Origin of the sequence: Leptospira broomii serovar Hurstbridge str. 5399 (genome assembly GCF_000243715.2) — a bacterium.
Classification (GTDB): domain Bacteria; phylum Spirochaetota; class Leptospiria; order Leptospirales; family Leptospiraceae; genus Leptospira_B; species Leptospira_B broomii.
In genome coordinates this window covers 2,095,877-2,120,824 of the sequence record NZ_AHMO02000008.1, presented here as the reverse complement: position 1 = coordinate 2,120,824, position 24,948 = coordinate 2,095,877, and the positions used below count along the sequence as shown (strand labels likewise).

Below are 24,948 nucleotides of genomic sequence, written 5' to 3'. Positions count from 1 at the left end.
TGATAAGTTAGTATATTCTATAAAACTAAAATACTGACTTATTCCGAAATTTCGGTCACTTCTTAGAACGGCAAAATTTCTAATACTTGCAATTTCTAAAAAAGAGTTCGACTATTCTTTTCCGGCAAGTGAGGAACGTTGTTAATCGAAACGGGTAAATACCGACTCCGAACCCACCGAAACGTACTGACAGAAGTATTCCAAATCCAGGGCATCCAGGCAAACCCGTCCTCCTCCTGCCTTAAAAGGCGCTTTAAAACGAGTGAAATCGGCGTACCGGAAGTGAAAATAAAAACCCTTTCCTTATTCGACGGCGAAAAACAAGCATCGCAAGATTGAAGCACTCTGGATTCGAAAACATTGTACGATTCGATTCCCGACGGAGTTTCTTTTCCGTCTCTCCATGTTCTTAGGATCTCTTCGGTTAACTTAAAAAATAAAGCGGCAGAACGAATTCCACCCCTCAATCGGACCTTTGAAAATTGGGTTAGCGATCGCTCAAAATCCGGATCCCTGGACGAGAGTATTTTCGCGTAGGAACTCCAGAGCATCGGGCTAAACTCGTTCCAACCTCCATCTCCTTGCCGAAATAAGTCCTGCATAAACTGAGAGTTCTCACCTATAACGGAAGATACCCCCTCTAAAAAGGAAGCGGCAGTTTCCTTATGACGACGCATAGTTCCGGTGACTATTCGGTCGGGAATATCTCCGTTTTCCGCCATAAACTTTCCTAATTGAAACGACTGCTGTTTTCCGTGTGGAGTTAATAAATCGTAATCCTCTCCTTGAGAATTTGCCTGGCCATGGCGTACGAGATAGACTATCGACATAGCCCGTTATGCTTCCGTCGTAAAACGAGGATTAGTTACTTCCACCTTTTCCCTCACGGATTCCTTTACGTGCTCCCAATAAGAACGATCGTCGATCGTTTTCTTTTCTTTTCGAATCAAGTCTCGCAATTCTAAATTCCAACCGGAGGCGAGCTTCTTTTTTTCGTTCAGCGTAGACGGAAATTTTCCGTCCTTTTTTAGCAGCTTAGCCAACCGAGAAAGTTCCTTATCAAGCAACTCTTCTCCCGAACGAATTTCCCGGGAAACCACGCCTAACATATTCCAACTGACTAACGTTTTGTATGAGAGTAAGTCCTTATCGCGAAATTCGGGAAGAACTTCCTTCATCAAAAAATCCTGGATCGCTTCCAATAATTCCGTACTAGTAGGTTTATCTTGCATAAAATTTCCTATGACAGGGATTCCTCGATAAGGCGCATAGCCTCGTATTCCATCTCGCAAGCCCTTCTGCCAATAGCTGCAAGTTCAATTCCTTTATCCTTACCTGATAAGTGACGCTCAGCCTGCCCGATGCATCCGATCGCCCAGCGCAAATTTCCCATCACTTCCCAGTAGGTTACCTTCTTAGAATCCAAAACCACGCCTGCCGCTTTCTCGTACGCCTCGTAAAATTCTTTTCTGTCCGCGAATCCTCCCGCTTCCTTATTCAATTTACCGAAGCGCCAATCGCGCATACAGAGCCAGGTGAGATCTTCGTGTCGATCTCCCCAGTGTGCGAATTCCCAATCCACGATTCCCTGCAAACCTTCGGGAGTTACCATGAAATTTCCGGTCCTAAAATCTCCGTGAATCAAAACGATCTTATCGCTAGGAAGTGGATTTTTTTCCAGCCAGTTCAAAATCATTTCCATAGCAGGATACGGTTCGTTCATTCCTTCCAACTGTAGTCGAAGATTTTTAGTCGAACTCTTTGCCACCGTTTTATCGCTTAGGTCCTGTCCTGATGCCAGGACGGTTTTTAGAGCCGCGTCCTTACATTGCTCCGGGGTAACCGAATGTATTTTCGCTAAGTTCTCGGCCAATTCCTGGGTAAGTTGCTTTCTGGTTTTGTTTAAACTCGGATCCTTAACGATGAATCGGCCGTTAGCCTTACCGGAAATCCGTTTCATAAAATAAAAAGGATTTCCTGTAACACTCGAATCCGACTCCAACCAAAACGGCTCGGGAGTTTTGACACCGGCCTCGAATGCCATTCTACATACTTTGAATTCATCGATTCTGGAAAGGGAGGCAAGAAGAGCAGCTCCCTTATCGGTACGATAAACTGTCTGGTAAAGCCCTTTATCGGATCCGTCCGCGACGGTAATGTCTGCGGAAAAATTCTCCTGACACGCTCCGCCGGAAAGTGAAATCATATTAGCGATTTCTACTTTTCCTTTCAATCTATTACCTAAATACGATTCTAATCTTTCCTTTAGTTCGACATCCTTCACTGTTAAAAGCTTTCCTTGCCTGACATTAAATTTCGCCCGATAACCATCTTATGAGTTTCCGTCGGCCCGTCGGCTATTCTAGCCGCTCTCGCATCGCGATAAAAAAGTTCCAGCTTTAAGTAACGGCTGAATCCATGAGAGCCGCATATTTGAATAGCCCGGTCCACGCATTTATTCAACGTTTCACTCACTTGCCATTTTGCGAATGAGATTGCCTGCCTAGCATCGCCGCCTTTTCGCAGAATATCCGCAGCTTTGAGAGTTAATAAAAACCCGGATTCTATTTCCAATGCAGCTTCGGCAAACATCCATTGAATTCCCTGTTGTTCGGAAAGTTTTCCTCCGAATAATTCCCGCTTAATCGCATAGTTTCGTGCAATCTCTAAAGACCTTCTCGATAATCCGATCCATCGCATGCAATGCGTTAGGCGAGCGGGACCGAGTCTTTCCTGCGAAAGTCGAAATCCTTCCGCAATTTTTCCGAGTACTTGTGATTCATGTACTTTTACGTTCTCGAACTTGAGCTCGCAATGCCCGCCAGGGCCATGGGATCCGAGAACGCCTATCTCCTGCACCATAGTGTAACCGGGAGCATCCGTAGGAACCAGAAACATCGAAGTTCTACGAAAGCTATCGTTTACCTTTGCCATTACGATCAGGAATGCCGCTCCGTTTGCTCCGGTGCAGTACCATTTATGACCGTTAAGAATATAATGGTCTCCTTCTTTAACCGCATTCGTGGTAAGAGTCATGGGATCGGAACCGGCACCCGGAGGAGGTTCCGTCATCGCGAAGCCCGAGCGGATTTTTCCCGCTACGAGAGGATAATAATACTTTTTCTTTTGCTCTTCGTTAGCGGCTAAATGTAGAAGATGCATATTCCCTTCATCCGGAGCATCACAATTACATAAATAAGGTGCGATCGGAGAACGGCCTAATTCGCTGAAGACGAGCGCAGTCCCGACCAAATCGAGCCCCAAACCGCCTTCCGACTTGGGCAAATGAGCCGTCCATAATCCCCGCTTCTTTGCCTCTTCCCGCAGCTTTTGCACGAGCGCCTCGGGCATTCGTCCGTGATCGTAGTCGTAATGATCTTCCGCAGGAATCGCAACCTCCTCCACAAAAGCTTTAGCTTTTTGCTTTATTTCGTCTACATCCTTAGAAATTGTTAAATCCATGATAGGTTCAATTTTCCTTATTTATTATTTACCGAAACTCCTGGGGGAGTTCGAATTTTCCGATTCTATCGTTATGAAGGCTGCCGAGATATAGATAGTCTCCCTTCCTCTTTACCGACGTGATTTCTTTAAGATGATTTCCGCTCGGATCCTGAAAACTAGCCAAGACACGGCCGTCTTCGTTTAATAGAACTGCGAATCCGTAGGGTTTTGGTTTAGGCCACAGAAATTTCGGTAATTTCGCTACCACGACTTTCGCCCAGGGATGAGGATGAAGTAAGTTATCCATCATCGGGTTCCTTACAGTGAATAGAGCCAAATAAAAAGTTCCTTTACCGTCGGAGGATATATTATCCGGGAATCCCGGAAGATTCTCTATCCATATCTCGCTAGTACCGGCTTTGGGTCCCTTCAACCAATAACGGTGTATTCTATATTTATATGTTTCGTTTAACACTACAAAGTCTTCGTTCTTAGAAAGGGCCACGCCGTTTGCGAAGAAAATATCCTTCAATAAAACCGTCGTTTTCTTAGTTCTTGGATCGTATTTCAAAAGACGACCGTGAGGAACTCCCTCCATCAAATCGTATAAATATTCAGGAGCGCCGTATTTGTAACTTGCGTCGGAAAAGTAAACGGTCCCGTCCTTTGTAACATCCAAATCGTCGGTAAATTTGAAGGGAATTCCTTCAGCTTCTGTCGAAAGCACCTCGATTCTACCGTTAGGATTGATCTTTAAGAGTCCTTTAACTGCGTCGGCTACGTACAATGTTCCGTCAGAAATTAGTTTCATCCCCAAAGGTCTTCCGCCGGTCGAGGCATGAGCTTTCATTTCTCCATCTTTAGAAATGAAATAAACTTTTCCGTCTTCGCTGGCAGAATAAACGTTTCCGTCCTCATCGGCCTCGATATCTTCAGGGCCATGAATCTTGCCTAATGCGATCAATTCTGCGGACTTTAAAAGTTGATTTTCGGCAAACAAGCCGATCATTCCGGGAGCCGGAGGGGGATCATATGCGATCGGCTCTATCGGTGAAGGTTTCAGGAGAATCCCCGCCGCGAGAATAATTAAAATAGCCGCGATGAGGAGGAGGATTTTTTTCGTATTCACGATTCCCTCCTTAGGGAAAACATTGAAGAAGCTAACTTGGAAGGGAGTCCGGTCAACGGAAATTTCCGGTTCTATACCGCAGCCGTTGCAATTATTGATTGCGGCTCCCAACCAATTATAGATACCCTACAGAAGTAATTAGAAGGTTTGCGTTTCTAAAAGATGAAAATTTCGGAAGAAATGGTCCAAAAGCACGGAGTCCGATTTACGGAATCCTCGATTATCTTCGATGAGAACGAACCTGCAGATCAAATGTATCTTATCCTTTCCGGGAAGGTCGGCATTCATAAAAAAATCAAAGAAGCGTTTAAGCTTTTGATCGAACTGAAAGAAGGGGACATGTTCGGAGAAATGGCTTTAGTGGATAAGAAGCCGCGAAGCGCTCGCGCCATCGCAAAAACGGATGTCTTGCTTTTTGCGATTACTGAACCTGTTTTTTATAATATGGTTCAGACCAACCCTTCATTCTCTCTTAAGATGGTCAAGATGCTCTCGTCCCGTTTACGAGAAACGAATCAAACGATTACGAGTCTTCTTAAGGCAGATCGTAAGAATCTAGTCACTTCGGCATTAATCGCCTTTAGCCAAACAAGAGGCGAACAGGAAGGCGGCCTCTATAAAATACATTTGTCGGCATTTATCAAGTGGGCCATCCTTAGAGTCGGATTGGAGCACCAAGATTTAGTCTCGTCGATAAACCTGTTAGTGAGGGATAAATTGGTGGAACAACCTAAAAACGATCCGAGCCTTTTATATATTCGAGAGGCTTTATTTAAGTATACGGTGGACGTGTAATCCTTGCTCGTTTCCTCACTCCAACCTCGCAGTGCAACGAGGTTAGATTATTTAGATAATCTTAGATCTTTTGCCCTTCTTCTAGGACTGACCTTTCACGTTGCGATCGTTTACGCTGCAGAAATCAAATATCCTTTACGAAACGTAGACCGAACTTGGATATTCGACGTCTTTGGAGAATGGGTTCATCTCTTTCGAATGCCTCTGTTCTTTTTTCTGTCCGGTTATTTCAGCGAAAGAACGTTTCGTTCCAAAGGGCTTTTCGATTTCATACGGTTGAGAGGATTTAGGATCATTATCCCGTTGATAAGCGGCATTATACTTTTTGCACCTATGCAATATTATATCGCTGCTCTTATCGACGGTTATCAAGAAAATTATTTTGTCTTTCTATGGAACGAATTCCTACTCAATAACCCTCGACCTTCTCATCTATGGTTCTTGCAATATTTGGTTTTATACACGTTTCTTTACGTCGCTATCCGACCGATTTTATCCAAGATCGGACAATATCTTTTTCCTTATAGTCGATACGGAGACGCCGAGATCGAACCGTTTTCCCGAAAAAGATGGGAAGTCCTATTGATTTTAGGAATTTGGAGCACCTTTTGGACGTGCTTAGTAAATTATTTTTTCTTAAAGGACAGCACATACTTTACGGTCGAACCCGTCCAATTCGTTTATGATATCACCTTCTTCGCCGCCGGCGGTTTTTTTCTAAATAAGGAAAAAACGATATTAATGGGAGAGACTACCGGAAAGGAAATACTCCTACTCGGTTTCTTTGCTTTACTTGCTTTCAACGGATTTTACTGGATCAAAGGAATAGATCCCTTTTGGTCCTATTTCGGTTACACTGGCGACTGGAGAAGGATTCTTCACATTTTTTTGAAATGCTTGGGCGGATGGCTTTGGGTTTCCTTTTTTATTCGCCTCTTTCAGTTTTTCTTTTCCGGTAAAAATAGTTTCTCGGAATATTTGAGAGATTCCAGTCTTCCCGTCTATTTAGTACATCACCCTGTCGCTCTAGGAATCGGTTTTATCATTGTGCAAAAACCCTGGTCAGTCTGGATGAAGTTCCCATTGCATCTATTATCGACTTATTTTCTTACGTTTGCAATCTATCATTTCCTAATTAGAAATTCTCATTTCTTAAATAGCTTATTAGGAAACGCGAAAAACATATCACCCCCTAAGATATCCTAAAAAACGCCGTCCCAAATCCAAAAATCCCTTGCCATCCGATCTCAAAACAAAATCATGTCTCTTACCGGGCCTGTAGCTCAGTTGGTTAGAGCACACGCTTGATAAGCGTGGGGTCATGTGTTCAAGTCACATCAGGCCCAAGGTCATGCAAGGGGCGTTAGCTCAGCTGGGAGAGCATCTGATTTGCATTCAGAAGGTCATCGGTTCGATCCCGATACGCTCCAATTTTCCTCCTCGCAGACCGTAATTCCGGTTCTTTTTCTTCGAAAAATGACTTGAGACTTCTATTTTAATCTCCCCGTAAGTCGTTTCCATAGTAGAATCTGCGCTTGTTTCTTCTCTAAAAATTCGCGGGAGGAAATTCTTCCTTCTTCACTAATTATAAAAATCGATATTCCGGAACATCGAACGACTCGTCGGTGTTTACCGAAATATCTTTCAACGGAATCCGCTTTTATCGGATCCAGAATTGCAAAAGAATAAGGTTCACCGAGATCATACCAGCGAAACGAATTTTGCCATACCGTAACGCTTAAATCCGCTTCGAACGGATCCGCAATTAAGGACATTTTACTAAAGTTTCGAACAGGTGAGGCTTTCCAAAATCCGGCAATGCCTCGTTTTAAATTCCACTCTTTAGCATTTTGGTCGAGGCATTCTATCCAAGGCGGATAGTATCGAGTCGCAATACCTCGTTGAGAGGCTGCAAGAAGGCAAAAACAGAATAGAGCGAAGACTAAAATAGGAAGAATCCGATTCCAAAGTTTTGCCCGATAAGAAAATACTCCGATCGAAATTCCGAAAGCCGCACCGACGATTCCTCCGAAGTACCTGTCGACCGGCTCTCCTGATTTTAAAACTCCCTGCAGTAATCCGATTACGATTAAGCAGATCGGAACGACTACGCCTGAAAAAAACGACAAAATCCAAAGAGAATCCCGAGCTTCGACCTTGCCGTTCCTTGATCTATCAAGAATATGAAATATAGAATATACTAATCCTATAATTAGAATTGCGAAAAATATTCCCTCATTAAAAATAAGTCGCAATGCAGTGTCGGATATTTGGCGAACCAGTTCAGGCGGATTCTTCAAGACGGTATCAAGATTCATAGCGTCGGAAAAATAATGAAAGGGAAAGAAAATCGTTTTATTCCTAGCTAATGAACGATATACAATTATGGATCCTAGTATCCCGATCGTGCTCGGGATGGAATCTTGAACGAAGCTTTTAAATTTGAGAAGCATCGGTTTGGAATCGATCGGTCTCTTTCTAAAGACTGTCTCTGCTACTATGGGAATAACATACGTCGGTATATACAGTGGATCTGAAATACCGCATAAAAAAGACAGAACGGTCCCAAACAGAAAATTGACCCGGCCCCGGTCTCCGCGATATTTAAAATAAAATCCCCAAGACCAAGGAAGAAGCGCCCATAACCCTCCATGAAAACCCGGTAGGAACAAATATAAATTTTGCCGGAAAAGGATAAGAAGGGCGCCCAAGGTAAAACCTAGAACGGGAACCAAAAACGAAACTGATTTTTCGCATTTTTTATCGACGTTAAATAAAAGAAAACGCGAGCCGAAAACAAAGAGACTCCATTGAAATGCGGCATAACTTATCTGAGCAAACTCTACGGGCGAGAGGCCGATCCAAGAAACAAGGAATCGTATTATGAAATAACCGATCAGGTCGGGGAAAAAATAAGGAGAAGGGGTCCAGGTCCAATCCCGAAAAATATTCTGTGAATTTCCTTCATTCCCCCTAACGTTAAACTCCGAATACAGATTGGAAAAGAATAAGGAATCGGAACTATAAAATACGTCTCCTAACTTCGGATCCGTATTTACTGTCGATAATACCAAAAAAAAAGATACGACGCTAAGTCCGAAGCAAATCGATTTTTTAATTACCTTCCGTAAATCGGCCCTGCCATCAGTCACACGAGAAATCTTTTTCCGAAGTTCCCCGAGATCAAGTCATATCCGTTTAAAAAAAGGTGGATCTTCTTTTTCTCGGAACGAAGATGCGGCCAATGAGCATTTCCATATTTCGCATGATAAAGTATTTGATCTGTCTTTTTTCCATCCTCTCCCTATCTTCCTGCGACGAACTTAGGCGAATCTTAGTGGCGAATATAGGAGACGCTTCCAAATACCAAGCCGAAGGAAAGGAATCGGGATTTAAGCCAACCTTTACCCTGAAAGACGAAAATCGAAAGAAAATCCATATCTCCTTAACTACGATCGGAGAGGGTTTCGATCAAACCACCGATTTACTGATGATTCCCGGTCCGGATATTTTCCTAGTTCTGGAAAAAACCGGTTCGATTAAATGGTTAGATCCTAAAGACGGAAGCTCCGGAACCTTATTAAAGATTCCCAATGTTCTTACGGATTCGGAAGAAGGCCTGTTGGGGATAGCGTTGCACCCCTCTTTTCCAGAAAAGCCGAAAATATATCTTAATTATGTAATAAAGAAAAATGGCAAGGACACTAGCCGAATCTCCGAATGGACTTTCGAGTCTCCCAGAGACCCGAAAAAAGGAAAGTTTTCCGAAGAACGCATAATCATGGAACTCACCCAACCTTTCGGCAACCATAACGCGGGGCAATTAGCGTTCGGAAAAGACGGTAAATTATATATCGGTTGGGGAGACGGAGGATGGAGAAACGATCCGAACGGAAATGGACAAAATCCGATGACGTTCTTGGGCTCCATGTTAAGGATCGACATAGATTCGAAGGATCCCGGTAAACAATACGCGGTTCCTAAAGATAATCCGTTTGTAGGAATCAAAGGTTATCAGCCTGAAACGTTCGCGTACGGACTCAGAAATCCTTGGAGATATTCTTTCGATCCCGCAGGCAGATTGATCCTGGCCGACGTAGGACAAGATGCGTTCGAAGAAGTGGACGTCATTGAAGCGGGTAAAAATTACGGTTGGAATAAGACGGAAGGCTTTCACTGTTTCGAGCCTAAGGAAAACTGCGATCGCAACGGACTTACCGATCCTGTATACGAGTACGGCAGAGAAGATGGCAGCTCAATTACGGGAGGATACGTCGTTACCAATGATCGCGTCGGAGATCTCCAGGGGAAATACGTCTTCGGAGATTTCATATCCGGAAGACTCTGGGCAATTTCAATCCCGAAAGACGGTGCAAAAGTAGAAGAAGTATTCGCATTAGGAAAATGGCCGATACTCGTCTCCACGTTCGGAAGAGACGCAAGAGGGTCCTTATATCTGGCCGATTTTGGATCAGGAAAAATTCTCCGAGTCGATCCCGGAAAATAAGAACGGGAAGAATCGTATTTATTTTTTTCCGATCGAAGCTTTCCATAAATCGATTTTTCGACGATTCAGGGAGTTCAACGCAGCGGATTTAGCTCCGGTCGGATCAAAGACTTCGTAAACGTTCCAGTCTCCGCAACGTATCACTGCGGAGGCCGAACCGAAATACATCTCAAAAGAATCCTTTTTGATTCCGTTCATAATCGCGAATGAGTAAGTACGATCGGATAAAAACCAACGAAAACTATTTTGCCAATAGAAAAGACTCATATCTTCCAAATAATCATCAACGGAAATCCTATTACGGGAAAAGATTCTTAAAGGGCGGCTCTCCCAAAAACTCGCGAGACCTCTGCGCCAATCCCTAGCTTGAATTTCCCGATCTACGCACGCGATGCTCTCGGGATAATAAAGGACTCCTTTTTCACCGGAAGAAGTTTTATAAAAAACGAATATAATTAAGATAGACGATAATAGTAAAGAAAATCGAGAATACGATTTTATATTCGAAATGACATGCAATAAGCCGGCCAAACTCCCGAGTGCGGCCAGGATCATCTCTCCGAAATAACGATCGATAGGCGGAGTTCCTTGAGCGGCATGACCGTTGATTGCAGGAATAAAAACGATAAAGAGAGGCACTATCGTGCCCAACGAAAAAAATAGAGTCGCAGGCAAGATTCGGGTAATAGCGGATTGTCGAAGCAGGTTATTTTTCTGAACCAAAAAATAAAGCGTCGAAGTCGAAACGAGCCCGATCAATTCGAAACGATTTGCAATAAAGACGGAAACGGACGCACCGCAAAATCCCGGCCACCAGATGGCCGGATTTCCTAATATCGTTTTCCAGGCGATTCTTCCCGAAGCATAAAGACCCGGAAAAAGAATTACTTTATTTTTATCTAATAGACTGTATACCAACTTAACGGCTATCATTGCCAATAGAACCGGAATAACGCATTTGCTTAAATTTCGCAGCCGTTCCCGGGCCGTTCCGCTTGTAAAAAAGATAGAAATTCCTTCCGTAAAAATCAGCGGAATCAGAAATGCAGGCAAAAAGAAGAGATCGCTTAATCCGAATAGGAACGAAGATAAGAAGCAAGCCAGGAAATAGATTCTTTTTTGCGAATGTTTCCAAAGGTAATAAAACGACCAGGCCCAACTAACGGATGCCCAAGTGCCGGTATGATACCCGGGTAAAAAAAGGAAAATGCGACTTTGCTCTAAAATGCAAACTGAGCCGAATAAATATCCTAATCCCAAAAAAAGATATTCCGCTTTAAGATTCTTTTTTCCGATCCTTAATGTCCGAATTAAAAATAGAATTCCTAATAAAAGATAGGTCCATTGAACGAAGGCATAAGTAAGATGCGTATATTCCCACGCACCGGCGTCCAAAAAAAGGAACAAAGTTCTGAGTCCGAAGTAGAAAAATGCATCGGGAAAGAAATATGGCGACGGAGTCCAACACCAATCCGTAAAACCGTACACTCCCAAAATCCCTTCGCGTAAAAAAATTTCCGAATAGAGAATCGGAAAAAAGAGAGAATCCGCATTATAGAAAGAATCGGCTAGTTGGGAATTAGGAGCGATTGTCCCAAGGCTAAGAGCGAAGAGAAAAGCGGAAAGAATCGTAAAAATTAGGAATAAAGTATTTCGCATGAAAAAAATTTTGCCTCTAAATGAAACCTTTTCCTGGGAAACTATCGAATCAATCCGGATGAATCGTGTGCCGAGAACGAAAAAGAGTGGCATCAATCGCGGATTTATCTTACCAAATAGTAGTACAAAATAGGCTTATGAATGAAACTCCTTTTACCGTTTAGCTCCGAATATTTTGATTGGCTTCGAAAAGATGCGCCTCAGGGACCCGTGGAAACTTATCCTTTAATAGGAGATGAATTTCGAAGTTCCATTCCCGGCATCCATATCATCGGGGACTTAACCGGAATTCCGCTCTTAAAGTATGCGGCCGATAGCGGGGCAAAAGTGGTTTCGTTTCTAGAGTCGAGCCCGGATCCAAAATCGGCGAGAGTTTACGATTTATTGATTATTGGAGGAGGTCCTTCCGGAATTTCCGCAGGTATCGAAGCCAAAAAAAAAGGACTAAAATTTCTGATCCTAGAAGGAAATAAAGCGTTTCATACGATCCAAAGCTATCCTAAAGGGAAACCGATTTTCGCCGAGCCGGAGGCGTTCATATCCGCATCGGAATTGCGGATCGACAACGGATATAAGGAAAGTCTTATACGAGATCTGCAAACCGCATTGGACGGCTATGACCTACCATTAAGGGAAGGAAAGCAGGTGGTTAAAATTATTCCTTCCGACGTCGAAGGCTCTCGCTTTGAAATTACTACCGAAGATGGGGAAACGTTTCTAAGCTTCAATGTCGTACTTGCCATTGGAAAATCGGGGGATAGTAGACGCTTAGGCATTCCAGGAGAAGACGGGGAGAACGTCTTTCATCGTCTGATTGATCCTGCCGATTTCATCGGACAGGATCTGGTCGTCGTCGGAGGAGGAGACTCGGCTATAGAAGCCGCGTTAGCGTTGGAAGACAAGGCTAAATCAGTATCTCTATCCTATCGCGGAGAGGAACTGGTGAGGCCCAAGCAAGAAAATAAAACCAAGTTTTTATCCAAAGTATCCGAAGGGAAAATAAATTTTCTGCCATCCTCGTCCGTTGAAGAAATACAAAATAAGAATGTAATATTACTTCATAATAATTCCCGAAAGAATATTCCTGCGGATTCTGCGTTGATTTTGATCGGTTCCGAACCGCCGATTTCATTTTTACGGAAAATCGGATTAGCCATTCAAAACGTTAGCTCCATCCGTGAATGGTTCGGCTTTTTTGCGATGATCTCCTTTTCGTTTCTTGTTTATTTCGGCAAAGCGGCATTCTACGGAATCGAATGGTATTCCTGGGCGGCGGGAGCCGGATTGATCGGTTTCGTCTTTTTCTCAGCCGCATGGTTCGGAAGCGGAGGCAAGAAAGCAATCTCCATCAAATGGAATTGGAATTTATTCAGGACCGCTTATCTATCGTTTGCCGCCGTTTATTTTATCGCTGCATATGTCGGAAGCAAATACTTCGGATGGTTTTTACTGAACAAGTATCCCGGCTTTCATTATACTTTATTGTATTCCCTCACGATTACCGTGTTCGGAATTCGAAGAATGAAAGTTCGCCCAACAAAATATATTAAGAGACAAACCTGGACTTTAATTCTGGTACAGATTTTTCCTCTCTTTCTACTACCGGAAATCATTTTGCCGCGGCTGGGGGAATTAGGACTGCTCGGGTCCTCCGACGGATTTTTACTGACTCAAGTATTTCCCGGAGGTGCGTATTGGAAGGCGTACGGCTTGATCCTTGCTTGGCCTTTGAATATGGGAGTTCTTTACGACGGCGGAATCACCTCTTTTTGGCTGATTTACGGACTCGTCCTTAGCTTCGGAATCATTCCCTATTTAGTATTCCGTTTCGGGAAAGGAGCATATTGCGGATGGATTTGCTCTTGTGGAGGTTTGGCGGAAACTCTAGGAGACGAAACACGAACGAAAATGCCTCACGGAAAGTGGGCGTATCGATTAGAGCATTCCGGACAATGGGTTCTACTCGCCGCAATTCTTTTAACAACGACTAAATTATTAGGAAGTTTTATTTCCCCGTTTTGGTTTTTGTCCTTAGGTGCGGACTCCGTTAAGCGAATCTACGATTCCGTTGTGGATATAGGTTTGGCCGGAGTCATAGGTTTGGGCGCGTATTTCTTTCTTTCGGGAAGAATCTGGTGCAGAATGTTCTGCCCTTTAGCCGGACTAATGCATATCTATGCGAGATTCAGCCGATTTAGAATTTTCTCGGAGAAGAAACGCTGTATTTCCTGCAATATATGTACGAAAGTTTGCCACCAAGGAATCGACGTAATGAGTTATGCCAATCGTGGACGGCCGATGGATAGCGTTCAGTGCGTCAGATGCTCGGCATGTGTAGTCAACTGCCCGACAAACGTCTTGTCATTCGGAGAGGAAATAAACGGATTTTCAGTATTTGGAAAATTGAAAGCGACTCTCTGAGCGAATTCATAAATAAAAAGAGCCGAATCTAAAAAACGATTTCGGCTCTTGAAATAACCTCTCCAAATAATTTTCTTCTCGCCAGAGCATCGATCATTTCAGTAAATTAATTATCATGAGTTCCTTTTTAGAATATGCCCAAGATCGTTTAAAAGTTTGCGGTCCAATTACGGTAAAATCGATGTTCGGAGGTTACGGAGTTTATTCCGGAAATCGTATCTTCGGGATGATCATTAACGATCTACTTTATTTTAAAGTCGGTCCGGGTAACCAAGCCGAATATGAAGCCGCGAGTATGTCACCGTTCACCTATGAAGGTAAGAATGGAAAACCGATCCGTATGTCCTATTGGCAAGTGCCCGAGGAAATCCTGGAAGACGACGAAGATCTCCGCTACTGGTTCCGAAAAGCGATGGCAGAAGCTGCAAAGGCGGCCTCCCCTAAAAAGAAAGTATCGGTAAAAAAATCGGCACCGAAGAAAAAGACAGTCGTAAAAAAGAAACTTCCAGCCAAAAAGAAAACGGCCGCTAAAAAGAAGATAGCGACTAAGAAGAAGTCGGTAAAGAAACGTTAAGAATTTTTAACGGGAACGCTTAAGCGCGGGAGATTCAAACCGAAATCTCCCTCCCATTTTTTCTGCTACCATCATCTCCTAGAATGGCTTTTCGACGAAAAGCGTTCGGATTGGTGTTCGTTGCCTTTTTAAACTCGAGATGAAACGCGGATTTGGAGCTATATCCTGCCTTGATTCGCACTTCATTTGTCGACATGCTCGGATCTTCGATCAGTAATCGTTTTGCTTCTTCGATGCGGTACGAATTAATCAGATTGGGAAAGGTCGTATGAAATTGCATACGAACCACTTCAGAAAGCTGATGAGCGCCGATTCCTAATTCTCTCGCCAAGTGTTCTTCCTTTAAGGAATGTTTTAGGAAGATTTTATCCACTTCGAGCAATTCTTTCAATTTCAATACCGTTTGGCCGATATCGATCGAGCCGATTTTACTTTTTCGAATAAACGACTTCGCCGGAAGGGAAATCCATAATCCTTCGGAAATTATACGGGATAAAGCGTAGGTCGTAACGACGGCGTGTAAGGGAAACAAAATCAAAAAGGAAAAAACGATTAACCAATTATACGGCGCATAATCGAAGTGATAGCTGGCCTTAATGAAGAAACAACTAATGAACAAAAGCCAGGAAAGTAGATAGAGTCTTATAGGAAAGCTATTCTTCACTATCAAACTAGAATGAACTCGATAGAAATAATAAGCCAAAATCCCGAAGCCTCCGGCCAAAAGAAAAAATCTTTCTTCCGCGAAATTCTTAACGAGCGGAATGAGAACGAAGGAATAGCTGAACAGGCATCCGATCGCAAAAAAGAGAACCGACTTGTCTTTCAGTTCGAAGAATCGTGCGAGATGAAAGAGATAACCGAACAGGGAAAGAAAAAAGACGGTTAAAAATAGATAGTATGAATAAAAACTTATTTTGTTCTCCCAACCTATCCAGGAATGAATGGAACGACCGTGAAGAAAATAGAATCCGAAAAATAAGACAGTCATATAAGTCGCAAGGGAAAGAAAGACCCGAGCTTGCAGTTTGCGAGAATAATAGATATTTAAGCCGACTACGAATAAATAAATCGCGAGAATGGCCGAAAAAATAACCCTTTTCCAAACGACCATTTCATCAAAAGCCTCCTCGTCCAAGAGACTCAGGGGAAAATTCACATAAGTCAGTTCTTCATAAGCGTCCAAATGAATGTACAATGCGTATTCGGTTTTTGCAGGAAATCGAATACGGAAGTTAGGACGCGGGGAGACGATCTTGTTATATAATTCGTCGGAATGGTCGGTTAACTCAAGTCTGCGAAACTCGCCCTTCTCGGATATATAGCATAATTCGGCCTTAGGAACGTTAATCGAATTAAAAAGAATTCGTCTGTCCAACGGCACGTTCGAGTCATTTCGAACGGTCAACCTTAACCAAACGCCGTTGGACGTCCGCCTCACGCGCAAAACGTCTTCGATCGGATTTAAGTACCACTCGAAAGCCTGCAAACCTTTGAGATTATCGATCGTACATGAAGTAAATTTTCGATCACGGTGTCTATATTCGACATAGGTACTGACGTTTAAATTACGAATCCCCTCGTCGATTCGGACAGGAGATTCTGCATTCAACGGGAAAGGCAAGAATGCTTGAATCCAAACAAACAAAGGAAGAAATTTCAGAAGAATCATCAAAACTGAATACTTTCTAAAGGGAATTTTCAAAGGTAACAAGTTTATCATGATGCTTTGCCGCGGGAAAGGCCTTCCGCTAATTTCATTCAACTTTCAATCCCGGTCAAGAACATTGAAAGAATTCCGACTCATTAACGAATAAGAAATAATTGTAATAAAGATTTTCCGCTTAGAAATATAACGGTGGATTCTTACGGAAAGGTCGATTTCGCTTTCCAAAGCCGTTCTTTTTCGACACGCCTTTAGTCGATATTCATTCCGAGTCTTTTTGACAAACGTAGTCCATTTTTTAGAAACTGGACTATTCGCCTCCCCTCTCCCGTTCCCTGATTTTTCGGTCAACGGCAATCGCAAACAAGTAAGAAGACAGATCAAAGCCGGCTCGGTAAGCTGCGGCCAACAAAAGTACAATTTCTGGAATTTGCACTCAATTTACGCCGCACGAATGAACTCACATAGTTATAATATTATTATACTTAATCTTATATTAATATCTATTGTTAATTTTTTTCACATAAATTCCAATTTCTAAAATCTGGAATACTTTTTCGAACCTCTTCGGAACCGAAAATGAAATTCACTTCGACGAAAAAGGGGCCAAAAAATATCGTCACCCAAAACGCCAAAGTACTGTGGTCCTTCCACGGGTATATCACAACGCGAGGTAGAAATATCCAAAATCTACTGGTGCCATTCTTTTCTTTATAGAATTATAATTTATATTTTTATAATACTAAAAAGTAAACCTTCCGTAATGCAGTCGTAACCATTTTTCCGGATAACATTCGTATCGGAATGAATTAGCAATTCAATCGCCAGTTCCGAAATACACGAACGGAAAAATGAAATGAATAAGCTTATTAGGAGGATCGCAATAACGGCATTCCTTCTGCCTTTGTCAGGAAATCTTTTTTCAAAAGACTTGTACGTAGATAAAACGACCGGGCAAGTGTTTGCTGCTCCCGGTGCGAATCGAGTCAAAATGCAAGACGACTCTAACGCACCAACCCAAGATAACGGGAACGGAAACGGAGGGGATAAAGTTGATAACGGACTTACCCAGGAAAACAATTTCCAGAAAGGTTACGGCTTTACGGATGTGCCGAACCAATCCGCTCACCGCCCCAGAGATCCGCAAAAAGAGAAATTAACGATCTACGGAAGACTTCAGTTTCGTGGAATTGCGGGATCAAAGGACACGAACTACAGTAACGGCCACGATAACTTCCAAGCCGTAGACTGGAACGTCAGACGACTCCGTCTCGGTGCTATGTATGAAGGCGCCGATTGGTGGGGTGGTTTGGTCAATATTCGTTTGGAAAACCTAGTCGCTAGGCCTGAATTAAGCCCTGCAACTACGGCTACGGCTTGTACGAATGCGGCCTGTACGCAAACTACGACTGTTGTGACCAAAGGTCAATCCTTAGCGAACAACAGAGGCGCGGTTCAAGAAGCGGTCGTTTGGCTCCAATCGAAATATGCGAATTCTCGCATAAGCCTCGGTCAACTCAACGTTCCGTTCAACCGGGAATACATTGCGTCTTCTCAAAACTTAGTCAATATCGAACGCTCCATGATCACTGCAGCTCTCCCCCAGTTCGATATGGGTGCGATGCTAAACGTTCACCCTCTAAAACAAATTTTAGGGGATAAATACACTCAAATGCTAACCGTAACCGGATATGTCGGAAACGGTAGAGGCGCGGGTGGAGACTACGGAACGGGTCGTAAAATCGATTTATACAATACCAGAAACGGAAATAACGGTACTATAACGACCGCTCCTACTTATATCTGGCGCGTAGTATTCAACCCTCTGGGTGGTCTCGTAAACCAAGTCGGTAAAGAAGTAGGCTGGCACGAAGGAGAGGAGATCTTCCAGTCCAGAACCAAATGGTCGATAGGCATGGCGGGATATCAGACGGCAAGTTTCAATACTATCGCCAACTCGACGATTCCTGCTTTAGTTGACGCCTATCCTAGAGGAGCAGCTGCGGTTAACATCGTAACTCCTCAAAGTACTCCTGATAACGGAACCCCTGGAGCTTCTACAAACGGCTTCGGATTCGGAATTCCATACGGTCTTCCCGGTTCCAGTAACGCGACTTTGGTGCAAAATAACTCGACCACTCCAGCTTCACCTCGTTGGGGTCTCGTAGCGCACACGTACGATACGACTTTCTATTCCAACGGAATCTACGTAAACGCTGCCTACACCAAGATGAGCGGTCCGGCATCCAATAATACGATGGGTTACCACGTAACATTAGGGTATAACGTTCCGATTCTCGCGAAATACTATATTATGCCTGTCGTGAGATATGACTACCTACAAGGCGATTTCAACCGAGATCATCATATAGATCCTAGCGACGCGTATCGTTCCTACTGGGCCGGTCTAAATCTCTATTTAGATAAACATTTGATGAAAATTCAACTTTTCTATAATGACTTTCACACCATGTTAGGATACAATCCTGCAACCGGAGGCGCCAAGGCTCTGGACAACCAAGCGATTATTCTGCAGGCTCAGTTTAGCTTCCAAACTGGTATATCGACTAATGAGAAACAGTATTCTGCAGCGGAGGGGAACGCCAGATCTAACTAATCGTGAGATCTGAAACGGAAAAAATATGAAATCAACAGTAATTAAAACTTTAATCATCGCTTTAGCCTTAGGGTTCGTCGGATGCAGCAAAACGGGCAAAACGAACGACTCCGATTACAGTGGGTTATTGGCATCGATCTTAGCTGCACCGGCTCCCGATGGAACCAAATCCGTCGTAAAAATCACTCAGCTTGATTCGGTGTCTTGGACCGGAGTTTGTTTCGATAGCTTTATCATCGCAAACAGCGGCGTGAGCGCTTCTGGAACGGATTTCTTTAACGCGACTCTGGGAGCATTGCAAAGCGCTCCTCCTTTAGTGCTCGAAAAGACTTCCAAGTCCACTTGCTCTTCTTTGGGTTTTCCCGGAGGGATCACTCAAAGAAGTACGGACAACAACTTCTTTTATAAAGTTTACTATTGTAATCCCGACGTAGGTGTCTGTACATTCAGCGCCATACAAGCCGCCGGTTTTTAATCAACGTAGTACTTTTAGAGTTACCACTGAGGCGGAGGAGACTCCGCCTTTTTTCTTTCCAAAGATAAAATCAATTATCCCTTTCTCCGCTTCACTCTATGGATAAATCTCGCGTAGACAACCGGAATAACGATCAGCGTTAAAAGACTCGCGCTGATAAGTCCGCCGATCACTACCGTAGCCAAAGGCCTCTGAACTTCCGCTCCCGGCGAGGTTGATAATGCCATCGGTAAAAAACCGATAGAGGCGAGCAATGCCGTCGTGATCACGGGACGTAATCGATGTTCCGCAGCTTTTTTAATTGCGGTCACAGAATCGGCTCCTTCCGCTTCTTCCTCTCTTGCGAAGGTAACCAAAACGAGTCCGTTCAAAATGGCGATGCCGAACAAGGCGATAAACCCTATTCCGGCAGGAATACTGAAAGGCATCCCTCTTAGTAGTAGGGAAAAAACTCCACCGGTAATCGCAAACGGAACGTTTAAGAAGATTAAAAGCGCCGGAGAAGGTTCTCGAAACGCCATATATAGAAAAAGAAAAATGACCACTAAGGTGATCGGAACGACGATCAGAAGAGTCGAACGCGCCGAATTATACTTTTTGAATTCTCCCCCCAGCTCGTAACGATAACCGGGAGGGAAAACGATTTTAGATCGAATACGATCATCCACTCTCTGAACCGTGCTCAACATATCGCTCCCTCTCACGTTGAATTGCACGAGGGCTAACCGGTACTGATTTTCATGGTTGATTTGGACCGGGCCGTCTTCGATCGAAACATCGGCAAGTTCTCCAAAAGGGACTATCTTTCCTTTTGTACCCACCGGCAAGGCGCGAAGACTCCCTAAATCATTCTCCAATTTCCAATCGGAAACGACAGCGATTTCGAAGCGTTTTTGACCTTCGAATAAGATTCCGACCGGATAACCGGATGCTAAAGACTCCGCGATCTGATTCACGTCGTTCACGTTATATCCGTATCTTGCCATCGCCTCTCGTCTGGGACGAATCCGCAGATACTCCAATCCGGAAAGTTGTTCGATTCGCAGATCCGCAACTCCTTCGACTCCTCTCGAGATCGTCGCTATCCTTTCGGCGAGAACTTTCAAAGTGGCTAATTCTTCCCCGAAGATTTTAATACCCACGTCGGATCGAATTCCGGCGATCATCTCGTTTGTTCTCATTTGAATCGGCTGAGAAATTCCATAGGCGACCTCCGGGATTAATTCGGAAACCGTTTTGGAGATTTCCTCCTCGAATTCCTGTTTGGTAAATCTCCATTCTTTACGGGGCTTTAATTCCAAAAATACGTCCGTTTTGTCCAGCCCCATCGGTTCGTTTGCCAACTCTGGCGATCCTGTTTTGGAAACGATGCTTGTGATTTCCGGAAATTTTGCCAGCAGTGCTTTCTCGATCTTCGTGGAAGTATCCAAAGATTGCTGCAAAGAACTGGAAGGTAATCGGGATATTTCCAGCAAAATGGAGCCTTCATCCATGGTCGGAATAAACTCCGCACCCATGAATACGAATCCGATAATGGCAAGACCGAACGCGCCGAGAGCCGATACGATGACCCGTTTTGAATTCCTCATCGCCTTCTCTAAAAAAGGTTTATATAGACGGCTGATTTTACGAAAGAGTGAAGTTTCTTCTTCTTGGTGGATTCGAGGATCCAAAAAGTAGGAAGCTAAAACGGGTATGAGTGTCAACGTCAGAAAAAAAGCTCCCAAGAGTGCGAACAAAACCGTTAGCGCCATCGGGATAAACATCTTCCCTTCCGTTCCCGATAGGGTAAGAATCGGAAGATAGACCACAGCGATGATGATTTCACCGAAAATAGTCGCTTTCCGAACTTCTATCGTTGCGGTTAGAATCGTCTCTCTTCTTTCCTCGAAGGTAAGCCTTCGACCTTTTTCCTTGGCCAATTCCAATAATCTTCGAAAGGAATTCTCCACCAGAATGACTGCACCGTCCACGATGAGTCCGAAATCGATCGCTCCCATCGACATTAAATTGGCGGGTAAATCGCGGAATCTCATTACGGAAATCGCAAACAACATCGCAAAAGGAATCGTAACGGCGATGACTAAGCCGGAGCGAAGATCTCCGATCATCAGGAATAGGACGATGATGACGAGAAACGCGCCTTCCCCTAAATTCCACAGAACGGTATTGATCGTGTTTTTGACCATTACGGATCTATCATAAAAGGGCTCGATCTCCATTCCTGCGGGTAGAGCCTTCTTGATCTCCTCCAGCTTTTTCTTGATAGCATCGGTGACTTCCAGAGAATTTTCATTAACTAACATTAAAGCGATCGCCCCGACTACTTCTCCCTTCCCCTCCATTGTTGCGCCGCCCTTACGAAGTCGAAATCCTTCCTCGACATGGGCCACCGACGAAAGATAAATTGGAAAGCCGTCGGGAGTTCTTCCGATCGAAATTTTATAAAAGTCCTCCTTGCTCTTCAAAAGACCTTCCGTCCCGATCACGAGGTGTTCCTTACTTTTTTCGATATATCCGCCTCCGGTCGCGGTATTATTAACTAATACGGCATCGGAGACGTCCTTTACCCCCAAACCCAGCGCTGCAATTTTCGATATATCGACGATAATTCTATACTGCTTAACCTTTCCGCCGAAGGTATTTACTTCCACGACTCCGTGAACCGTCTTCAGAACGGGGTTGATGAACCAGTTTAAATAAGTCGTAAGTTCGGTTAACGAATGAGTTTTACTCTTTAGAATAAATTGATACACTTCTCCTAACCCGGTCGAGATCGGACCGATCTGCGGAGCTCCGTAGTTTTTAGGAATTTGGCTGGATACATCCACTAATTTCTCGCTGACAAGTTGACGGCTCAGATATAAATCCGCTCCCTCTTCGAAAACGATCGTGATGATCGAGAATCCGTATCTGGAAACGGAGCGAACTTCTTGTAATTTAGGAATTCCTGATACTGCTCTCTCTATAGGATAAGTCACATACTGTTCGATCTCCAAAGTCGATAAAGCAGGCGCGGTCGTTATAATCTGGACCTGAACATTCGTTATATCTGGAACTGCATCGATTTTCAATCGTCTCGCAGAATCGACTCCGATGCCGAAAAGTAGTATCGAAAAGACTGTGATTGCGAGGCGGTTGTGGAGGCTCCAGCGAACGATAGCGGTTAAGAATTCCATTATCCCTCCTCGCCGAACGAGGATTTTAGGAGAAGAGACTTTAATTCGAAGACTCCTTGAGTCACGACATCTTCTCCCTCGCTAAGCCCGTCCAAAATCTCGACCATTCCGCCTTCCGAATTCGCTACATTTACGATTTTCGGAATATAGTTATAAGTATCCTTTCTTACGAACACGTAATCGGAATTACTTATTTTGAATATAGAACTTTCCGGAACTAAGATCCCGTTTCCGGTATCCGTCACGACTTTCGCGGTTCCGAAGAGGCCGATCTTAGCTTTTCTATCTTTATTCTTAAAAACTAATCTGGCATGAACGGTTCGAGAAGCGATATCCACCTGTTCCCCTATATGTTCCAATACTCCTTCGAATAAAAGATCGGGATAGGAATTGAGAATCACGCCCGCCTTATCGCCTTCGGCTACCTTGCTTAAATCCGCCTCGAAGATCTTAGCCATAAACCAAAGCTCGGATATATTCCCGATCGTCGCTAAATTCTGGGTCCCTGGAATCATTGCACCCGGCAAGGCGTTTCTATTCAAAACGATTCCGGCGATAGGAGCATAGATGTAGTATTTACCGGTCGTCTCATCGCTCGGCTCGAGGCCGTTTGCCCGAAGATTTTCCTCCGAAGCTTTTAAGTCGGCGGCTATGACTTTTAAATTCGCCTCTGCATCGATTTCCTCCTGCTTTGCCGCAAGTTTCATCGAGACTAGATTGCGAACCCGGTCTACGTTTTGAGACGCCGCAGAATGTCGAGTTTTAGCGGAATTATATGCGGATCGAAGTCTTGCTAAATCAGGAGAATCCAAAACTGCTAGCAATTGTCCTTTGGAAACCTGCGAACCCTCCACAAATTTAACTGTTACGATCCGACCCGCGACCCTGGCAGGGACTTCGATAATACGATCAGGAACAGGGGCGACTTCTCCTATTAGAGAAATCGTTCTTTGAAACTGTCTCTTTTCGATCCGCAAAGTCGTAATATGGAAAAGTTCCGATTGTTCCTTATCTAAAGTTACTGATCCGGACCCGATTTCGGAAGAATCCGACGCTTCCATAAGAGGTGATTTCGATTTGGACTTTGAAAACTTCTTATATAGAAAATATGAACCGCTTACGACGAACGCGATAAGCAGCACTGATAGAATGATGCGTTTCATTATTTGATTTCCTGGATATTGTCCTCGAATGAAAGTCCGATCGCGCGGACCAATTCGACCTGCGCGAGAGCGTATTCGGTTCGAGAGAGAATAAAGTTCAGCTTTGCTCCGGTCAAAATTCTTTGGGAATTTAAGGCATCGACGACTTTGATTCTTCCTGTACGGAGAGCTTCCTTCAAGAGATCCAAGTCTTTATCAAGGTCCCGTAAATAACTCGCATCGTACTGCTCTATCTCCGTTCTGAGAGCCAAGTAAGAAGATACTGCATTAACGATTTCCATTCGAACGTTTCTCTCTTGGATTCTTGCGTTTTCCTGTGCCTGTTCTTTTACGGAAGAGGCGCTTCGGATTTCTCCTTCATAGGTTCTCCAAAGAGTCAACGGTAGACTCACTTGCGCCCCTGCGACTTTTTCGTTGAAACCGTCGGATTGAATAAATCCTCCGATCGTTAGATTGGGAATTCTTTGAAGCCTCGTTTGCTCCAAACGTCTAGCTGCTAGAATGATTTCGTTCTCTGAGACTCCGATCTCGGGTCGATTCGCAAGCGCGATCTTCACCAAGCTGACTACATCGTTCGGCAATTCCTTTAGCGCAATACCCGTAATTTCTAATTCAAGAGAGGCGTCCGGATTTAAATTCAGCAGGATTAAAAGTTCTCCCTTGGCCGAATCCATTTTTCTTTCCGCTTGCTTGAGTAGTTTCCAAAGACGGAGTTCCTCCGCTCTTGCGACATCAACGTCCATTGCGGGAGCGACTCCCTCGTTTGCCCTTGCCGCGGAGAGATCGCGTAAATCTTTCGCGACTTCGTACAGTTGCTTTGTCCCCTCGAACTCCCTCTTAAAGCCGGAGTATCGTAATGTTGCCGATATAGTCCGAGAAAGCATATTTCTCCGTACTGCTTCCAACCTGCCGGCTTGTACTTTATATTCCTCGTCGGCGACCTGCTGTGCCTTTTCTCTTTTACCGCCGACATAAATTTCTTGAGTCACCAAAGTTTGGTAATTCGTAGCGATCGGCGCCGGTCCGGTTCCGAGTGGACCTCCTTCCGACGTAGTTCCCTTCCGATGGGCTAGATAGGCGCTGGCCACCGGATTGGACGGGAATAAATAGGAGGCGATCAATTTTCTTCCGGAAATTTCTTTCAGTTTTAGTTGTTCGGTTCGGTATTCGGGACTAGCCTCTAAGACGCAAATAGTAATACGTCGCAGGTCCATCCTACCCGCACAGGACGAGTTGCTCGATCGAGAAACCTCCTGTGAATAAACGCTTCCCGACATGACGACGCAGAGAAGCCATAAAATAAATATGCGCATAGTAAC

18 protein-coding genes and 2 tRNA genes are annotated in these 24,948 nt (G+C 44.1%); 9 read left to right on the top strand and 11 right to left on the bottom strand.

Annotated elements, in window-relative coordinates; translation table 11 throughout:
- Positions 1-95 precede the first annotated feature (95 nt).
- From LEP1GSC050_RS15450 to LEP1GSC050_RS15430, 5 genes are read right to left on the bottom strand one after another with little or no spacing between them, the layout of a single operon-like run.
- Positions 96-830 (bottom strand): histidine phosphatase family protein, encoded by a 735-nt coding sequence (locus tag LEP1GSC050_RS15450; protein WP_010568642.1) that lies wholly within the window; start codon positions 828-830, stop codon positions 96-98.
- A 6-nt stretch (positions 831-836) separates the two neighbouring features.
- On the bottom strand, positions 837-1,232 hold the full coding sequence (locus LEP1GSC050_RS15445; protein WP_010568641.1) for a DUF6285 domain-containing protein: 396 nt from the start codon (positions 1,230-1,232) through the stop codon (positions 837-839).
- Positions 1,233-1,240: 8 nt separating this feature from the next.
- The gene (locus tag LEP1GSC050_RS15440; RefSeq protein WP_010568640.1) at positions 1,241-2,284 is read right to left on the bottom strand and encodes a phosphotransferase family protein; all 1,044 of its coding nucleotides are present in this window, start codon (positions 2,282-2,284) and stop codon (positions 1,241-1,243) included.
- A gap of 2 nt (positions 2,285-2,286) precedes the next feature.
- Entirely contained in the window at positions 2,287-3,462 is a 1,176-nt protein-coding gene (locus tag LEP1GSC050_RS15435) for an acyl-CoA dehydrogenase family protein (protein ID WP_010568639.1), read from the bottom strand.
- Between the two features lie 28 nt (positions 3,463-3,490).
- Entirely contained in the window at positions 3,491-4,573 is a 1,083-nt protein-coding gene (locus tag LEP1GSC050_RS15430) for an SMP-30/gluconolactonase/LRE family protein (RefSeq protein ID WP_156895970.1), read from the bottom strand.
- A 162-nt stretch (positions 4,574-4,735) separates the two neighbouring features.
- Between LEP1GSC050_RS15430 and LEP1GSC050_RS15425 the strand changes: the two genes are divergently transcribed.
- The 4 genes from LEP1GSC050_RS15425 to LEP1GSC050_RS15410 all read left to right on the top strand — a co-directional run bounded on the left by LEP1GSC050_RS15425 (position 4,736) and on the right by LEP1GSC050_RS15410 (position 6,798).
- Positions 4,736-5,368: a cyclic nucleotide-binding domain-containing protein gene (locus LEP1GSC050_RS15425; RefSeq protein ID WP_010568637.1), complete on the top strand. Its 633-nt coding sequence runs from the start codon at positions 4,736-4,738 to the stop codon at positions 5,366-5,368.
- A gap of 3 nt (positions 5,369-5,371) precedes the next feature.
- Complete coding sequence (locus LEP1GSC050_RS15420) at positions 5,372-6,574, top strand: acyltransferase family protein (protein WP_010568636.1); 1,203 nt, start codon at positions 5,372-5,374, stop codon at positions 6,572-6,574.
- A gap of 66 nt (positions 6,575-6,640) precedes the next feature.
- Positions 6,641-6,714: transfer RNA gene (locus LEP1GSC050_RS15415), tRNA-Ile, on the top strand.
- An 11-nt stretch (positions 6,715-6,725) separates the two neighbouring features.
- Positions 6,726-6,798: transfer RNA gene (locus tag LEP1GSC050_RS15410), tRNA-Ala, on the top strand.
- Positions 6,799-6,858: 60 nt separating this feature from the next.
- On the opposite strand, the gene LEP1GSC050_RS15405 is transcribed toward LEP1GSC050_RS15410, so the two are convergent.
- Complete coding sequence (locus LEP1GSC050_RS15405; protein ID WP_020987611.1) at positions 6,859-8,520, bottom strand: hypothetical protein; 1,662 nt, start codon at positions 8,518-8,520, stop codon at positions 6,859-6,861.
- A gap of 92 nt (positions 8,521-8,612) precedes the next feature.
- Between LEP1GSC050_RS15405 and LEP1GSC050_RS15400 the strand changes: the two genes are divergently transcribed.
- Entirely contained in the window at positions 8,613-9,875 is a 1,263-nt protein-coding gene (locus LEP1GSC050_RS15400) for a PQQ-dependent sugar dehydrogenase (protein WP_010568634.1), read from the top strand.
- 18 nt (positions 9,876-9,893) lie between these two features.
- Here LEP1GSC050_RS15400 and LEP1GSC050_RS15395 read toward each other — a convergent pair whose 3' ends face one another.
- Complete coding sequence (locus LEP1GSC050_RS15395; protein ID WP_010568633.1) at positions 9,894-11,534, bottom strand: hypothetical protein; 1,641 nt, start codon at positions 11,532-11,534, stop codon at positions 9,894-9,896.
- A 141-nt stretch (positions 11,535-11,675) separates the two neighbouring features.
- On the opposite strand from LEP1GSC050_RS15395, the gene LEP1GSC050_RS15390 reads away from it, so the two are divergent.
- The gene (locus LEP1GSC050_RS15390) at positions 11,676-13,955 is read left to right on the top strand and encodes an NAD(P)-binding domain-containing protein (RefSeq protein ID WP_010568632.1); all 2,280 of its coding nucleotides are present in this window, start codon (positions 11,676-11,678) and stop codon (positions 13,953-13,955) included.
- 115 nt (positions 13,956-14,070) lie between these two features.
- Complete coding sequence (locus tag LEP1GSC050_RS15385) at positions 14,071-14,529, top strand: TfoX/Sxy family protein (RefSeq protein ID WP_010568631.1); 459 nt, start codon at positions 14,071-14,073, stop codon at positions 14,527-14,529.
- A 34-nt stretch (positions 14,530-14,563) separates the two neighbouring features.
- Here the strand turns inward: LEP1GSC050_RS15385 and LEP1GSC050_RS15380 are convergent, their stop codons facing one another.
- Positions 14,564-16,252 carry a helix-turn-helix domain-containing protein gene (locus tag LEP1GSC050_RS15380; RefSeq protein ID WP_010568630.1) on the bottom strand — a complete coding sequence of 563 codons (1,689 nt, stop codon included), beginning with the start codon at positions 16,250-16,252 and terminating at the stop codon, positions 14,564-14,566.
- A gap of 799 nt (positions 16,253-17,051) precedes the next feature.
- Between LEP1GSC050_RS15380 and LEP1GSC050_RS15370 the strand changes: the two genes are divergently transcribed.
- Together LEP1GSC050_RS15370 and LEP1GSC050_RS15365 are read left to right on the top strand one after the other, a co-directional pair.
- Positions 17,052-18,812, top strand: a complete 1,761-nt coding sequence (locus LEP1GSC050_RS15370) for a hypothetical protein (RefSeq protein WP_010568628.1) — start codon at positions 17,052-17,054, stop codon at positions 18,810-18,812.
- A gap of 25 nt (positions 18,813-18,837) precedes the next feature.
- Complete coding sequence (locus LEP1GSC050_RS15365) at positions 18,838-19,287, top strand: LA_3150 family lipoprotein (protein WP_010568627.1); 450 nt, start codon at positions 18,838-18,840, stop codon at positions 19,285-19,287.
- Positions 19,288-19,361: 74 nt separating this feature from the next.
- On the opposite strand, the gene LEP1GSC050_RS15360 is transcribed toward LEP1GSC050_RS15365, so the two are convergent.
- Genes LEP1GSC050_RS15360 through LEP1GSC050_RS15350 form a run of 3 tightly spaced genes read right to left on the bottom strand, consistent with a single transcriptional unit; the run spans position 19,362 to position 24,942 of the window.
- A complete protein-coding gene (locus LEP1GSC050_RS15360) occupies positions 19,362-22,466 on the bottom strand; it encodes an efflux RND transporter permease subunit (RefSeq protein WP_010568626.1) in 3,105 nt (1,034 codons plus the stop codon).
- Positions 22,466-23,629 (bottom strand): efflux RND transporter periplasmic adaptor subunit, encoded by a 1,164-nt coding sequence (locus LEP1GSC050_RS15355; protein WP_010568625.1) that lies wholly within the window; start codon positions 23,627-23,629, stop codon positions 22,466-22,468. The genes LEP1GSC050_RS15360 and LEP1GSC050_RS15355 overlap by 1 nt, the downstream gene beginning before the upstream one ends.
- Positions 23,629-24,942, bottom strand: a complete 1,314-nt coding sequence (locus LEP1GSC050_RS15350) for a TolC family protein (RefSeq protein ID WP_010568624.1) — start codon at positions 24,940-24,942, stop codon at positions 23,629-23,631. Before LEP1GSC050_RS15350 ends, LEP1GSC050_RS15355 begins: the two co-directional genes overlap by 1 nt.
- Positions 24,943-24,948: the final 6 nt, after the last annotated feature.

Coding starts and splice junctions, on each gene's coding strand:
- LEP1GSC050_RS15450 (WP_010568642.1), bottom strand. CDS start 830: ATGTCGATAGTCTATCTCGTACGCCATGGCCAGGCAAATTCTCAAGGA.
- LEP1GSC050_RS15445 (WP_010568641.1), bottom strand. CDS start 1,232: ATGCAAGATAAACCTACTAGTACGGAATTATTGGAAGCGATCCAGGAT.
- LEP1GSC050_RS15435 (WP_010568639.1), bottom strand. CDS start 3,462: ATGGATTTAACAATTTCTAAGGATGTAGACGAAATAAAGCAAAAAGCT.
- LEP1GSC050_RS15425 (WP_010568637.1), top strand. CDS start 4,736: ATGAAAATTTCGGAAGAAATGGTCCAAAAGCACGGAGTCCGATTTACG.
- LEP1GSC050_RS15400 (WP_010568634.1), top strand. CDS start 8,613: ATGAGCATTTCCATATTTCGCATGATAAAGTATTTGATCTGTCTTTTT.
- LEP1GSC050_RS15395 (WP_010568633.1), bottom strand. CDS start 11,534: ATGCGAAATACTTTATTCCTAATTTTTACGATTCTTTCCGCTTTTCTC.
- LEP1GSC050_RS15390 (WP_010568632.1), top strand. CDS start 11,676: ATGAAACTCCTTTTACCGTTTAGCTCCGAATATTTTGATTGGCTTCGA.
- LEP1GSC050_RS15385 (WP_010568631.1), top strand. CDS start 14,071: ATGAGTTCCTTTTTAGAATATGCCCAAGATCGTTTAAAAGTTTGCGGT.
- LEP1GSC050_RS15380 (WP_010568630.1), bottom strand. CDS start 16,252: ATGATAAACTTGTTACCTTTGAAAATTCCCTTTAGAAAGTATTCAGTT.
- LEP1GSC050_RS15370 (WP_010568628.1), top strand. CDS start 17,052: ATGAATAAGCTTATTAGGAGGATCGCAATAACGGCATTCCTTCTGCCT.
- LEP1GSC050_RS15365 (WP_010568627.1), top strand. CDS start 18,838: ATGAAATCAACAGTAATTAAAACTTTAATCATCGCTTTAGCCTTAGGG.
- LEP1GSC050_RS15360 (WP_010568626.1), bottom strand. CDS start 22,466: ATGGAATTCTTAACCGCTATCGTTCGCTGGAGCCTCCACAACCGCCTC.
- LEP1GSC050_RS15355 (WP_010568625.1), bottom strand. CDS start 23,629: ATGAAACGCATCATTCTATCAGTGCTGCTTATCGCGTTCGTCGTAAGC.
- LEP1GSC050_RS15350 (WP_010568624.1), bottom strand. CDS start 24,942: ATGCGCATATTTATTTTATGGCTTCTCTGCGTCGTCATGTCGGGAAGC.